The sequence below is a fragment of the Terriglobales bacterium genome (assembly GCA_035487355.1).
Taxonomy (GTDB): Bacteria; Acidobacteriota; Terriglobia; order Terriglobales; family Acidobacteriaceae; genus QIAW01.
Genome location: DATHMF010000056.1, coordinates 1 through 13,708, shown reverse-complemented (window position 1 = coordinate 13,708; position 13,708 = coordinate 1). Strand labels below are relative to the sequence as shown.

Annotated in this window: 12 protein-coding genes; 10 read left to right on the top strand and 2 right to left on the bottom strand. The window is 55.4% G+C overall.

From position 1 onward, the window contains the following. Nucleotides 1-111: 111 nt before the first annotated feature. The 6 genes from VK738_11410 (at nucleotide 112) to VK738_11385 (ending at nucleotide 7,787) form a co-directional block, all read left to right on the top strand. Nucleotides 112-873, top strand: a complete 762-nt coding sequence (locus VK738_11410; GenBank protein HTD23256.1) for a sigma-70 family RNA polymerase sigma factor — start codon at nucleotides 112-114, stop codon at nucleotides 871-873. A 7-nt stretch (nucleotides 874-880) separates the two neighbouring features. Beyond that, complete coding sequence (locus tag VK738_11405) at nucleotides 881-1,369, top strand: hypothetical protein (protein HTD23255.1); 489 nt, start codon at nucleotides 881-883, stop codon at nucleotides 1,367-1,369. 6 nt (nucleotides 1,370-1,375) lie between these two features. Continuing rightward, entirely contained in the window at nucleotides 1,376-1,993 is a 618-nt protein-coding gene (locus VK738_11400) for a DUF3106 domain-containing protein (GenBank protein ID HTD23254.1), read from the top strand. 299 nt (nucleotides 1,994-2,292) lie between these two features. Next, on the top strand, nucleotides 2,293-2,772 hold the full coding sequence (locus VK738_11395; protein ID HTD23253.1) for a hypothetical protein: 480 nt from the start codon (nucleotides 2,293-2,295) through the stop codon (nucleotides 2,770-2,772). A 231-nt stretch (nucleotides 2,773-3,003) separates the two neighbouring features. Further along, nucleotides 3,004-6,555 carry an alpha-amylase family glycosyl hydrolase gene (locus VK738_11390; protein HTD23252.1) on the top strand — a complete coding sequence of 1,184 codons (3,552 nt, stop codon included), beginning with the start codon at nucleotides 3,004-3,006 and terminating at the stop codon, nucleotides 6,553-6,555. Nucleotides 6,556-6,662: 107 nt separating this feature from the next. Then, on the top strand, nucleotides 6,663-7,787 hold the full coding sequence (locus VK738_11385) for an aminotransferase class I/II-fold pyridoxal phosphate-dependent enzyme (GenBank protein HTD23251.1): 1,125 nt from the start codon (nucleotides 6,663-6,665) through the stop codon (nucleotides 7,785-7,787). Between the two features lie 291 nt (nucleotides 7,788-8,078). On the opposite strand, the gene VK738_11380 is transcribed toward VK738_11385, so the two are convergent. Beyond that, complete coding sequence (locus VK738_11380; GenBank protein ID HTD23250.1) at nucleotides 8,079-9,770, bottom strand: hypothetical protein; 1,692 nt, start codon at nucleotides 9,768-9,770, stop codon at nucleotides 8,079-8,081. A 495-nt stretch (nucleotides 9,771-10,265) separates the two neighbouring features. Between VK738_11380 and VK738_11375 the strand changes: the two genes are divergently transcribed. Next, entirely contained in the window at nucleotides 10,266-10,826 is a 561-nt protein-coding gene (locus VK738_11375) for a hypothetical protein (protein HTD23249.1), read from the top strand. Between the two features lie 237 nt (nucleotides 10,827-11,063). Here the strand turns inward: VK738_11375 and VK738_11370 are convergent, their stop codons facing one another. After that, nucleotides 11,064-12,119 (bottom strand): hypothetical protein, encoded by a 1,056-nt coding sequence (locus VK738_11370; protein HTD23248.1) that lies wholly within the window; start codon nucleotides 12,117-12,119, stop codon nucleotides 11,064-11,066. A 304-nt stretch (nucleotides 12,120-12,423) separates the two neighbouring features. Here VK738_11370 and VK738_11365 point away from each other — a divergent pair, with 304 nt between their 5' ends. From VK738_11365 to VK738_11355, 3 genes are all read left to right on the top strand, one after another. Then, nucleotides 12,424-12,768: a metalloregulator ArsR/SmtB family transcription factor gene (locus VK738_11365; protein HTD23247.1), complete on the top strand. Its 345-nt coding sequence runs from the start codon at nucleotides 12,424-12,426 to the stop codon at nucleotides 12,766-12,768. After that, complete coding sequence (locus VK738_11360; GenBank protein HTD23246.1) at nucleotides 12,765-13,352, top strand: SRPBCC domain-containing protein; 588 nt, start codon at nucleotides 12,765-12,767, stop codon at nucleotides 13,350-13,352. Before VK738_11365 ends, VK738_11360 begins: the two co-directional genes overlap by 4 nt. Beyond that, nucleotides 13,349-13,708: DUF4256 domain-containing protein (locus VK738_11355; protein HTD23245.1), on the top strand; the 360-nt coding region annotated here is incomplete at its 3' end. The genes VK738_11360 and VK738_11355, both read left to right, overlap by 4 nt.

Below are 13,708 nucleotides of genomic sequence, written 5' to 3'. Positions count from 1 at the left end.
AAGGGCATACAAGCCTTTCAAATTCTGTATTTTGCGTAAAAACGGGCCATATGTACTACAATTTCTGGTCAGTTCTTTTTTATGCCTTCTGGTTCCGAATCCCGGCCTCCTGTGGCAGACCCGCTAGCCTCTTCCACGCGGGCCAAAGCCGCTGATTCCGCGCAACTTTCCGGCTCCAGCGGGGTTAACTCGGGTGTGAGCAGCGTTGCGCTGAAACAAGCCGGTTTTGCTGGCCTGGGAGGCACGACAAATCAAGCGCCTTCCGGCGAGGCAGCCCTGACGCTCGCGCCGGGAGTCATCGTCGAGCTTTCCGACTCCGAGATCATGCTGCGAGTGAAGGCCGGCGATGATAGCGCCTTCGATTACCTGGTACAGAAATTCCGACGCTCGATGATCGGTTTCATGTTCCGCATGGCGCGGAACCAATCTGTGGCGGAGGAGCTGGCACAAGAGGTCTTTCTGCGGGTTTATCGCTCACGGCAGAGTTATGCGGCCGAGGCCAAGTTCAGCACCTGGTTATACCGGATCGCAACCAACCTGGCGCTGAACCACCTGCGTGACACCAAGGCCGAGCGGGCCGAGGTCAGCGTCAGTCTGGATGAGCCTGACGAGGAAAGTGGCCGGTCGCTCGACGTGGCTGACAACCATTGCACGATAGAAGAAGAGCTGGTGCAACGTGAGCGCATGCAGAAGATACGGAGCCACGTGGAGGCCCTGCCGGAAAGGCAACGGCTGGCGGTTCTCATGCATAAGTATCAGGAGATGGATTATCGGGAGATTTCCAACGTTCTAAAGATGAGTGAATCAGCAACCAAGTCACTGCTGTTTCGGGCCTACGAGACGTTGCGCGAGAAATTGAAGGACTTGCTGTGAGGTTGGTATGAATTGTAAAGATGTCCGTGAACAAATTTTCGATCTGGTGACGCCCGGCGCCACGGTAGATCAAAATGCCGCGCGCCACGTGGAAGAGTGTGCGGCCTGCGCGGCCGAGGTAAAATCGCTGCGCCAAACCATGGCTCTGCTGGATGGTTGGAGCGCGCCGGAGCCCTCACCGTATTTTGACGTCCGTTTGCAGGCACGTCTGCGCGAAGAAAAGACCTTACAGCAACGCAACGATTTTGGCTGGCTCAAGGCGGGCTGGCTGCATGTACGCTGGCAGCCGGTGATGGCTGCAGCGCTTTCTTTCGCCATCGCAGCCGGTGTGATGGTGTATCAAGCAGTGCCGCCGACGGTCCAAGTCAACGACAGCGCGGCGGTCTCTGATTTGCAGGCGCTCGACAAAAATGCGGATGTTTATAATAACTTCGATCTGCTGTATGACGATGAACCCCAACAGCAGCAACAACAGCAACAGGATCGGAACCCATAAGGTAACGTGATTCGCAGAAGGGCAATTTCGGTGATGCTGGCATGCGTTGTGCTGGCATGCTCGTTTGCCTATGCCGGTTCCAAGGGGCCTCATCCCAGCGATCCGCCGCGCAACCAGCCCAGAATACAGAACGTCCGGCCCGCCAACCCACGGGTGGGCGAGTGGCTTCACCAGCATAAAGACTTGAGTCCGGTGGAGCAGCAGAAGGCGCTTAATCACGATTCGCAATTCCAGAAGCTGTCTCCGGAGCAGAAGCAGCAATTGCAGAACCGCTTAACGGAATTTAATAAGCTGCCGCCAGAGCAGAAAGAACGCGTCATTCAACGCATGAAGGAATTCGATAGTCTGACTCCGCAGCAGCAACAGCAGGCGCGGAATTTGCAGGGAAGGCTGCGCGACATTCCGGAAAACCGGCGCAAGATGATGCAACTGGCGCTGCGCAACCTGCGGCAAATGGACCCGCAGCAACGCGAGCAGGTGCTCAACTCCGAGCGCTTCAAGAGCATGTTCAACGATAACGAGCGCAGCATCATGGGCGGACTTGCAGAGCTGCCCATTGGCAAGGGCGCACAGCCAGAACCTGAAACCGCACAGCAACCATCGCAGCAGAATGCGGAAAAATAGCTTTTAGCTCTTAGCTTCGATCTTCTGCAACTTACCCTGATCAAAAGACGCGTGTCGCCCCTCCGGGGCTCGCGGTCTATTTTCCAGCTTACTCTTCGTGCCTTAAGGCCTTTAAATTGCTCAGACTTTTAGCCCCTGAGGTTTAAAGCAAGCCAGGGGTGTACAATGATCGTCTCTTTGGGGCCAAACAAGTAAATTCTCATTAAGGTCGAACCCACGTGAAGCGCCTAGGAATAGCTCTTTTTCTGTCGACAGCCTGTAGTGGCGCAGTCGGCGCGCCACTTGCCTTGGCTCCTCTTGTGGCCATTTCGACACTTCCGCAGGCGGGCAGTTGGGCTGCGACAGAAGAAGCTGTCTCTCCTAAAGTCTTCAAAAATACCGACGCCGGGATTCAATTCGAACTTCCTGCCGGATGGACGGCCCAGCCCGAAGATAGCACTTTGACAATTACCTCCCCGGACTCTTCCGTGAGCGTGGTCTTGTGGGCTCTTGAGAGTATGACCGGCGACGATGCGCTCAAAAGCCTTCGCCCTGAGCTGGAAAAGACCATAAAGAACCAGAAGGTCACCAAACCAGCCAAGAAAGATATTTTGAATGGAATGCCCGTCACGAGCGAGTCCGGCACTGGAGAAGTGGAGGGAACAACCATCGAGTGGACGGTGGATCTCATAACCGCAAAGAAGCCGGTAATTTATCTTCTTTTTGCCGCTCCCGGGATGGCTGACAAACACGCGGATGAGATAGCAAAGTTCCGCAAAAGTATTAAGAAGCTGCCCTGAACGCGAGCGTGAATTCCGGCTCCATCCTGATTCTCGCTACAAAGCGACCTTGGATATTAAAACGCTGCCAGCATGTGTGGGGCAGGGCCGATTCGCTGGCGCGGAGCAAACGCTGCAACTGAATCATCATCAATCGCTGGGACGCGGCCCAGAAAAACGCTGGTAAGAACAACGCTAATGCTGACCTCCGCATCGCACACCTGAAGCCGCTAAATAGTACTATTACGAGGGATGAAAAAGAGCCCGACATTCGAATTTCATGTTTCGCGCGCAGCCCGTGACCGCTATGGCTTTGACGACGTTCTGTTCACCCTGACCGGCAACGTGATCTTTGCCAATCTGAAGGCAAGCCGCGAGTTTGCTCACCGCATAAACCTGGCGCGCGACGTGGAGCACCATCCCGAGCGCGCGGTGTATCCCGCAGCGCTCAATGCCATGGCGCTGATTGATGAAGCCCTGCACGCCGTGGCGGCGCTTTATCGCCAGCAACGCGATCCGCAGGTGATGGTGGAGGCGCTGGCCTGGTTCGGTTCGCGGCTGGGCGACGAATCCCTGGACCGTACCCTGCTGGCCTTTGTCGAACATTTTCCTTCGGTTGCAGTTTACCGTGGTCAACAAACAGCGGCGGATTGGCTCGCCGCTTCTACGGCAGGCGTGCCGCATCGTGCTGTGACGCTCGAAGAGTTGATGATGCTATGGCTGGCCAACCTCAATCCGGGGTTCAAGAAATTCAAGGAGTTGTTCGACGATAAAGAGCTCTCGACGAAGAGCACTTATCCAAAAATTACTGCCGCGCTGCGCGATTACTTTGAGACGCGTCCGCGCTTTGGTCCGGAAAACCAGAACCTGGTAGATATGCTGCGCGCACCGGCGCTGGCTTCACCCGATTCGCTGGAAGGGCAGTTGGCTTTCATTCGGGACAAGTGGTCCGGCTTGCTGGGCGACTTCATACAAAAAATGCTGACGGCGCTCGATGTGCTGAAAGAAGAAGAGCTGGCGATCTGGATGCGCTTTCATCCTCCTGACCAGCAGCACTTCGGCGGCGGGCCAACCTTTGGCGATTCGAGCGCGGCCGCGATCCCGCATTTTCGCGGCGCTGAGCAAGAATACGAGCGCTTCAGTCCTGACCAGCACTGGATGCCGCGCACGGTGATGATGGCCAAGAGCGCTTATGTGTGGCTCGACCAGATCTCCAAAGCCCATAAACGCCATGTGCACAAACTCGACCAGATTCCTGACGAGGAGCTGGATTTGCTTGCGCGCCGCGGATTCAACGGCCTTTGGCTCATCGGAGTCTGGGAGCGCAGCCAGGCATCGCAACGCATCAAGCAGCTCTGTGGCAATCCTGAAGCCGTGGCATCGGCTTATTCGCTGCGCGAATACAACATTGCCGAAGACCTGGGCGGAGAGGCCGCCTACGTCAATCTGCGGAACCGGGCGTGGGCGCGGGGCATTCGCCTCGCCAGCGATATGGTGCCGAACCATATGGGGATTGATTCGCGGTGGGTGATCGAGCATCCGGATTGGTTTCTCTCGCTGCCCTACAGTCCGTTCCCTTCTTACAGCTTCAATGGGCCCGATCTCTCGAGTGATGGCCGCGTGGAGATCAAGGTTGAAGATCATTACTTCAATCGCAGCGACGCCGCCGTTGTCTTTCGGCGCGTAGACCGCTGGACGGGAAATACACAGTACATCTACCACGGAAACGATGGCACCAGCTTCCCCTGGAACGACACAGCCCAGTTGAATTACCTGAATGCGGAGGTTCGTGAGGCGGTGATCCAGACCATCTTGCACGTCGCGCGGATGTTTCCCATTATCCGCTTCGACGCGGCCATGACCCTGGCCAAGCGCCACTACCAGCGGCTGTGGTTTCCCGAACCGGGAACGGGCGGAGCGATTCCTTCCCGTGCCGAACATGGATTGACCAAAGCCGCCTTTGACGCCGCCATGCCTGTGGAGTTCTGGAGAGAAGTTGTAGACCGCGTAGCCGCCGAGGTCCCGGACACTTTGCTGCTGGCTGAGGCCTTCTGGTTCATGGAAGGCTATTTTGTCCGAACGCTGGGGATGCACCGCGTCTACAACAGCGCCTTCATGAACATGCTGCGCGACGAGGAAAATTCCAATTACCGCACGGTGATCAAAAATACGCTGACGTTTGATCCCGACGTTCTTAAGCGTTACGTCAACTTCATGAACAACCCCGATGAACGCACAGCCGTGGACCAATTCGGGAAAGGCGACAAGTACTTCGGTATCTGCACCATGATGGTGACCTTACCGGGGCTACCCATGTTCGGGCATGGCCAGATTGAGGGATACAGCGAAAGATATGGCATGGAGTACCGCCGCGCTTACTACGACGAGAAACCCGACCCGTGGCTGGTGTCGCGGCACGAAAGGGAAATCGTACCTCTGCTGCATCGGCGGCACCTTTTCGCCGAGGTGCACGAGTTCCTGCTTTACGACTTCTTCACTGACGACGGTCACGTTAACGAAAATGTGTTTGCCTATTCCAACCGCGAAGGCGAGGAGCGCGTGCTGGTGGTTTATCACAACCGCTACGCCAATACCCGTGGCTGGATTCGCTCGTCCTGTGCCTATGCCGAGAAGTCGCATGGCGGCAGTCATCTGCGGCAACGAACGCTGGGTGAGTCTTTTGCACTCTCGACGGACCACTCCATGCTTGTGACCTATCGCGATGCGCTTACCGGGCTCGCCTACTTACAGCGTGCCCGCGATCTTGTCGAGCGGGGATTATGTGTCGAGTTGCACGCCTATCAGTGCCACGTGTTTCTGGAGTGGCGCGATTTAAGAGATGACGGTACGCATCCCTGGGGACTCTTGTGCGACACGCTGGCCGGACGTGGTGTTTCCAGCTTAGAAGACGCTTTGCGGGAGCTCCAGCTCAAGCCGGTGCACGATGCTTTGCGGGCAGTGGTGGATCCCGCACTGGCTGAGGCCCTGGCCGATTGTGCGGCTGCACCTGAAAGCACTGCAACCAAGGCCCGCATCCTGTCTGTAGTGGATACGGCCATGCACCGCGCCGGGATTCTGCTGGCTGAAAGCCAGCGCTATGTTTCGAGTGGCGCAGGAAAATCTGCCGGCTTGATGCCGGAGGAGAAGTGGATTGGAGACCGCGATGCCGCCGAACAAATTTTCGTCGTACAGCTCTTTGCCGCGATGCGGCTGGCAACCTTGCATCAAGAAATAGACGATCTTCCTGCGTGGATCGGGGAAGCCGCCGCTATTCTGCCGGTTGGCGATATCCCGCATCAAAAAGCCATTGCGATTTGGAGCACAATTTTAGCTTGGTGTGCGGTGGATGCGCTGGGCCATCTGCAGAATCCGCTGCAGCATGAAGCCGCTTCCACCCGGCTCTTTGACGCCTTGCGGCTGCGGGATCCCCTGGGCGAAGCCTTCGCCTCGAGCGGCCAGGTGGATGAAGAACGCTGGCGGGCAGCAGCGCGGCTGCGTGCCTCTTTTGCGCATAGCTCTCTTTCCACTGCGCCCTTCAGTTGGGTGCATGATCCCGATGTTGCCTGGGCCATCGGCGTACACAAACACGAAGAAGTAAGCTACCTGGTAAAAGAGCAATTCGAACGCTTGCTGTGGTGGATGAATTTACGCGCACTGCTCGAGATCGCCAAGACGCAGCCGCTTGATCTGGAAAAATTATCCTTGTTGCAAAAACAGATTCAAACCCGGATGCGCGTGGCCGAAGACGCAGGCTATCGCGTGGAGATGCTGGAGCAGGCGATTACGAGCGAGAAACAATCCTGAATTTATGGTTTACGATTTACGATTTTTTGATTCCAGATGATTTTTAACATTTCATCGATAAATCTCAAATCGAAAATCGTAAATCTGAAATTCAGTGGGAAACTACTATGAAAATTGAGACTTTGACCGTACACGCAGGCCACAGTTTAACGCCGAATGAAAATGAACCTATCGTTCCGGCGATAACCCTCTCCACAATTTTTGAACGCGCAGAAGATTGCAGCTACAAGCACGGACACATCTATACGCGCGCCTCGAATCCCAACCGGCGGGCGCTGGAGCGCGCGCTGGTTGAGCTGGAAGGCGGTAAGGCAGCAGCGGCATTCGCTTCCGGCTCAGCGGCGACGCTGGCGGTGTTTCAGGCGCTTGCGCCGGGCGATCATGTCATCGCCACAGAGGGCTTTTATGGCACCACCAAGCTCCTGCTGGATGTGATGAAGCCGTGGGGGCTGGAGTGCAGTCTGGTTAACACCAGCGATCTCGGGTTGCTACGCAGCGCTATCCGGCCCACGACCAAACTCATCTGGCTGGAAACACCTTCGAACCCGCAAATGCGGGTGAGCGATATTGCTGAAGTTGCCAAACTTGCCCACTCGTCGGGAGCGCGCCTGCTTTGCGATAACACCGTCGGCACTCCGATTCTGCAGCGATGCTTCGAGCTGGGCGCCGACATGGTGATGCACTCCACGACCAAATATCTTTGCGGACACAGCGACGTACTGGGCGGCGCAATTGTCAGCCGTGAGGACGATGCTTTCTTCCAGAAGATCCGCATGATCCAGAGCGCGGGCGGGGCGGTCCCCTCTCCGTTTGATTGCTGGCTTCTGCATCGCGGAATCCGCACTATGAGTTTGCGGGTGCGCACCCAGGCAGAAAACGCCCTGGCGATTGCCAAATTTCTGGCCGGCCATCCGGCGGTGGAGAAATCCCTTTATCCCGGACTCGAGACGCACCCCGGCCACGACATTGCTAGAAAGCAGATGAAGCAGTTCGGCGGTTTGCTTTCGTTCCTGGTACGCGGCGGACGCGAACAGGCGATTCGCGCAACCACGGGGCTTCGTATTATCCGGCGGGCCAGCAGCCTGGGAGGGACGGAAAGCACCATCGAGCATCGCGCCTCGGTCGAGCCCCCGAACTTCGGCACGCCCGAGGGCCTGCTGCGGCTTTCGGTCGGCATTGAGCATGTAGATGACCTGATCGCTGATCTGGAGCAGGGGCTGAGCAAGGTGTGATTCGCAGAAATAATTGTTTACCGCGGAGGCGCAGAGACGCGGAGAAGAATTGGAGATTGGGTCATCGGGTCATTGAGTCATTTTAGAAAGTCATTTCGCCCTATTGGCATCACCCCTCGAACCATCAAACCAAGAGCAATCCCAAGATCCTTCCCCTTTGGCCCCGCTCAGGGCGAGCTTCGCTCGGCATACTTGAATCTGGTTTCCCACCCTGGGCTTTTATTTTTAGCTGCCACAAAAAAAGAGCGCCGGAAAAACCGGCGCTCCAAGAGCTCAGAAGGGTGAGCAAGACTAGGGCAGTATGTAACGCAGGTTCACATAGGCCATGCTGAGGTGCGCGTTCTTGGGCGCTCCGGCAGCTACGAACCACGGGCTGCGCGTCACATAGGAGTACTGCATGATCAACTGCAGCGTTCCATGCTGCGGGTCCTTGAAAAAGGTCTGGATCCAATCGAAGGTGCCTTCCTGCAGGGCGCGATTCGCGCTGTTGGGGCTGTTGCCTCCACCAAACCCAATGCAAGGCTTGTTTTGCAAGGTACCATGCAGACCGTTGCAAGAAATTGGGAACCCCAGGACGATCGGACTTGTGATGTCGGGAAAGCTGTTACGCTGAAAGTAAGCTCCGCCGTAGTACCCGGCCAGTGTGATGCTCTTGTTGATAGGAGCTTCGAACCCAAAAACGGTCCCGCCGGCGTGCACCAGAGAGATCCGCGTATCAAATGGAACCACTACATTACCCGTGGCGATCGGACGGACGACAGCCTGCGGTCCCAGTCCGAAGATGTAGCGGCCACCGCCATAGCTGTAGAAGGCGCTTCCTATAAACTTAAGCTGCTTGAACAGATCTACGTTAAGAGAACCGGACCCGCCGCCGCCGGTTGTGGAATGAGTAGGAATACCAAATTGACCCACAGTGGCAATTTTTACCGTAGTCAGCAATCCGGCCACCTCGCCGTGGAAATGCCTGTCTCCCGCAAAGTTGTTGTCATAGGTGATCTTGGGAATGATGTCGGGGTGCACGTTGGGTGTGCCAGTGTTATTGGCGGCGTCGAACTGTACCCCCAGTTGAGCATTAAACTGGAAGGGGAAAATTACTTCGCCGGCGCCGACATATTGCTCTGGATTCTCAACGCCTAGAGCCAACGCCCAATGTTCATCGGGATGGTAGCCGATGCGGAAGCCAGCCTGACGGGCCCATTGCAAGCCAACCTGGTAGTTAGGATCCATATTGCGGGTGTTAAAGACATCCCCAGGATCGGGCGATATGCCGACGCGATTCGGCGTCAGCAAGCTCCACGATTGGCCGCCCAGAAATTCCCACTTGCCGCGTTTCAAATCTACCCAATAAAGACGCAGGCGATTGGTGTGGCTGTTGCTGCTGACAAACGTGTTGGCTGCGTCGTTGCCATTGAAGTCGGCCTCGACGTAACCCGTGATGTTGTTCTCGCCATACTTGGTATTCATTTTCAAGCTCAGGCGAGAGTGCTGCGCCGTCATGCGGAGTTCGGTCAGGTGACCCACTATGGTGTTGCTGTAGGGTATGGCGTTAAAATTCGTGCCGATGGGGTTGCCCGTGTTGGTGCTACGGAAGACCGTGGTGAAATCCACGAATCCGCCGGGGGTGAACTGGGCGGCGCCAATACGGAAAGAGAGCGGCGACTCCTTGGGCTTCTCGGGCTCGGTAAGCTGCGAACCCTGCGCCACGGCTACGGCGTTTGCATCCGCCGGTTCCAGGGAGTGCATGGAGGCATCCACCACATGCGCTTCACTGTTGGTGGCAAGTTGGCCCCGCAAAGCTTCAATTTCCTGCTGCTGGAGCATGATTTGTTTTTGCTGCGCAGCCAGAGCATCCTGCATTTTCTTGAGCTCATCGGCCACCGTGGAATCGGAGGCTGAAGGCGATGCAGCCTTCGGAGCAGCAGCCTGCGCGAAGGTTAAAGTTGAAAACAGTATCAGAAAACTTAAAGTCTTAAGGAATCTCATTTAAGGATCCTTTCATGAATTTTATTTTTAACGATTACCAGTGAAGACAGCAGAAGAGTTTAGCATGATGAATTGCAAAACAATAAGAAAAATACTCTTGGTTGCCGAAATGTCGCGGGTTGAAACTTTTGATTCCTGAAGTGGGATTAAAGAGAGAGTTTGGGAATAGTTCACGCTTAAAAGCACGTTTTTTAACAATCTTTTAATAATGATGATATAAAATGCGCGCGATTTTTGGTGCAAACTTCCATCGTTCCTTCTTGCCCGCAACGATATAGCGGCGGAGCAAACCCCCGGGGAAATTTCAGACATTCCAAAACACCATTAACACCTTATTATTTTTAAAGTCTTTTACCGATCTTCAGGAATTTTGTGGTCAGTTGATGGAGAATCGGTGTTTCGATTCGTTTTGAGAATCTCCCTTTTTAGGACTTCAAAACATATATATTATTGCGTTCAGAAGCGCTAAGACCATTTGTTCCTTCAGGAGGCAAGATGGGAAGACTTGGGAAAAGACTGATTGGGATAGCCGTGGGCGTGGTTCTCTTTATCGTGATTCAAGAGATGCGCAGCCACAGGGGCTCCTCGGGAGAAACGGGCGAGACCACAAAGGTCACGGACAAAGACGTCAACACCTATCTCCAGGTCATGCGGGCGACAGCTGCCCGTGTTAAAAATCCGCTGCCCGATGACCTCGCCACGGTTGATGCCTTCAGTCGCATTCCCAACGTGCATACGGCGCAGTCCAGCGAGCTCACCGAGGACCAAAAGAACACGATCTTCCGAGCGATCCGGTTGACCAGCCAGCTCGACGATATCGTTGCCGAAGAGCAGAACGTCGCAAGCTACAGTAACGCCAAGGAAGCGGTCGAAAGTATCCTGCCGGCCCCGGATGACGAGAACCCGCCACAGGCCGGCGGGGGCTTGAGCGTCTCGGAAAAGAAGGCCCTTAGCTCGCTTGGAGCCAAGGCCCTCGCTCCTTACGCGGAGGAAATTCGGGCTCTACAGATTGAGATCTACAACAACCCGCTGCGAAAGACAGTCAAAGGCAACTGAGAACGCACCTGTCACGTACGCCTGATGATTTCGAGGCTTGCTGTGTTGCGGAGCCCTTAGAAAAAATGGCGTGCCCAAGGGGACGATCTTAGAGCTTCTCTCGGAGATTTCGTGGCAACCTGCCACAGATCAAGTTCCCTCCTGAATTGGGCCTGTAGCATATTGGCGGCCGGAGGGAACTTGTCTGGTTATCTGACTTAATCGGGAGTTAAACGACCAGTCGAATGGCCGCACTCGTTACTCGGCTAACACGCCTCCGACGCCTACGGCCTGTCGTACCCCAGGCTTCGGGACGCTATTGATCGTCTTCAGAATGCGCGAGACGATCTGGTATGGATCACCTTCGGCGTTCGGGCGGCGATCTTCCAGATAGCCCTTGTACCCGTTCTTGATAAAGTGAACAGGCATCCGGATCGAAGCACCACGATCAGAGAGACCATAGCTGAACTTGTCAATGGCTTGCGTTTCGTGGTGGCCTGTCAAACGCAGATGGTTATCTGGGCCATACACACCGATGTGGGCCGCGATGTTGTCGGAGAACGCCTTCATGACGGCCTCAAAGTATTCCTTGCCGCCGACTTCGCGGAGGTATTTATTCGAGAAGTTGCAGTGCATGCCAGACCCATTCCAGTCGCCTTTGATGGGTTTGCAATACAACACCATATCCACTTCGTATTTCTCACAGAGACGCATCATCAAATAGCGAGCGGTCCAGGTATCATCGGCGGCTTTGGCAGAGCCCTTGGCAAAGATCTGAAATTCCCACTGGCCTTTAGCGACTTCAGCGTTGATGCCTTCATGATTGATGCCGGCGTGGAGACAGAGTTCCAGATGTTCCTCGACGATTTGACGGGCCACGCTGCCCATGTATTTGTAGCCAACGCCGCAGTAGTATGGGCCTTGCGGGCCAGGGTAGCCTTCTTCCGGGAAGCCCAGAGGACGCCCATCTTTGTAGAGGAAGTACTCCTGCTCAAAACCAATCCACAAGTCAGGGTCATTCTCGATGGTAGCGCGTGCATTGGTGGAATGCGGGGTGCCATCCGGGTGCATGACTTCACTAAGAACGATATAAGCGTCTTTGCGGCTTCCATCAGGATACAGAGCCACAGGTTTTAGCACGCAGTCAGAGCTTTTGCCCTCGGCCTGCATGGTAGAGCTGCCGTCAAAACCCCAATTGGGTACATCAGCAAGAGTGGGTGGATGGTCAAAGGCCTTCAGCAGAGTCTTGCCGCGCAGGTCGGGAACGGGAGTCTTGCCGTCAAGCCAGATATATTCGAGTTTGTATTTTGCCATGGTTTTTGGAGGTCCAGTGGGTCGGGGCTTTGAGCTGCCTGACCTTCGTTGATTTAAACAAGTTCCAAATTACAGGGCTGGGTTGGTATCGTCAAATTCATTAAATCTATCGACTCCATTAGGTTTACTTTACCCGCCTTCGTCGTTCCGCTTTGCAATGATCGGATCGAAAAGATGCGCTCTGAATCGCACCCGCTAAAAACGCATCGCACGGCGCATCCCCGCAAGCCGACTGAAACCGCCGCCTGGCCGCCTGCCTTTATATACCTTGACACGTATATGCTCTGTGGAGTATATTAAGAGAGTGGAATCTGTATTCGAAATCATTGCGGAGCCGAATCGCCGCGCGATATTGGGCCTCCTGGTCTCGTCACAACAGTCGGTGGGAGAGATCGAGCGTCAGCTTCGTATGCCGCAGCCGACCGTGTCAAAGCACCTGCGAGTGCTGCGCGAGGCCGGTTTCGTAGAATCCACGGTGGACGCACAGCGCCGTCTCTACCGGCTGAAACCTGAACCTCTTCAGGAGGTGGAAGCCTGGCTGGCTCCGTTCCGCCGGTTCTGGTCCGCTCGCGTAGATGCTCTCGAACGCCACCTCGATCGCATGGATCAATCGACACTAACGAAAAGAAAGACAACGAGAAGAAGATGACCGATCGCGAGCAGTACACACCGAGTCCGGCCAGCGGAGCGCAGGTACGAAAGGACCGGGGACAAAACGGTGAAGACAAGTGGACGCTCATTCTCGTCAGAGAACTGCGACAGTCGCCGGAAAAAGTCTGGCAGGCGCTTACCGACCCGGCGCATCTACGCGAGTGGGCACCTTTCGACGCCGATGGGAGCCTGGGTACGGTTGGAACCACGGTGAAGCTCACCACGGTGGGAGCCCCCACGCCGCACATTACCGAAACAAAAGTGACGCGAGCCGACGCTCCCGAGGTGCTCGAGTACAAGTGGGGCGGTTTCGATATGCGGTGGCAACTCGAAGCCTTAAGTGGCGGCACGCGCCTGACGCTGTGGACCAATATCGGTCACCGCTTCATCGCAATGGGCGCTGCCGGGTGGCACATTTGCTTCGATGTTCTGGATCACCTTCTCAGCGGAACTCCCATCGGCCGGATCGTCGGTCCCGAGGCCATGAAGTTCCCCGGCTGGCAGCGGCTGCACGCGGAGTACGCCAGGCAGTTCGGGGTTGAAACGCCTAACTTGCCACCTCAGGCGGCTCAAAAGTCGTGAATCGACTGGTCGCAAAAACAATGTCCCGCAAAAGAATGCACCAACCACTTAAGAGGAATAAAAAGGAGTTGCCACCAGAACAACGTAAAGAACTGCTCGCAGCATTGAAAGCCCGTTTCGAGAAAAACATGAACCGCCACAAAGGTCTTGAATGGGTTAACACACAAGCAAAGCTGGAAGCGAATCCAGAAAAACTGTGGTCAATCAACGAAATGGAAAGGACTGGCGGTGAACCGGATGTTGTTAGTCATGATAAAAAGACGGGCGAATACATTTTTTACGATTGTTCACCGGAAAGTCCTAAAGGCCGCAGAAGTCTTTGCTACGACCGTGAAGCGCTGGAGTCAAGAAAAGAA

Coding starts and splice junctions, on each gene's coding strand:
- VK738_11405 (HTD23255.1), top strand. CDS start 881: ATGAATTGTAAAGATGTCCGTGAACAAATTTTCGATCTGGTGACGCCC.
- VK738_11390 (HTD23252.1), top strand. CDS start 3,004: ATGAAAAAGAGCCCGACATTCGAATTTCATGTTTCGCGCGCAGCCCGT.
- VK738_11385 (HTD23251.1), top strand. CDS start 6,663: ATGAAAATTGAGACTTTGACCGTACACGCAGGCCACAGTTTAACGCCG.
- VK738_11380 (HTD23250.1), bottom strand. CDS start 9,770: ATGAGATTCCTTAAGACTTTAAGTTTTCTGATACTGTTTTCAACTTTA.
- VK738_11375 (HTD23249.1), top strand. CDS start 10,266: ATGGGAAGACTTGGGAAAAGACTGATTGGGATAGCCGTGGGCGTGGTT.
- VK738_11370 (HTD23248.1), bottom strand. CDS start 12,119: ATGGCAAAATACAAACTCGAATATATCTGGCTTGACGGCAAGACTCCC.
- VK738_11360 (HTD23246.1), top strand. CDS start 12,765: ATGACCGATCGCGAGCAGTACACACCGAGTCCGGCCAGCGGAGCGCAG.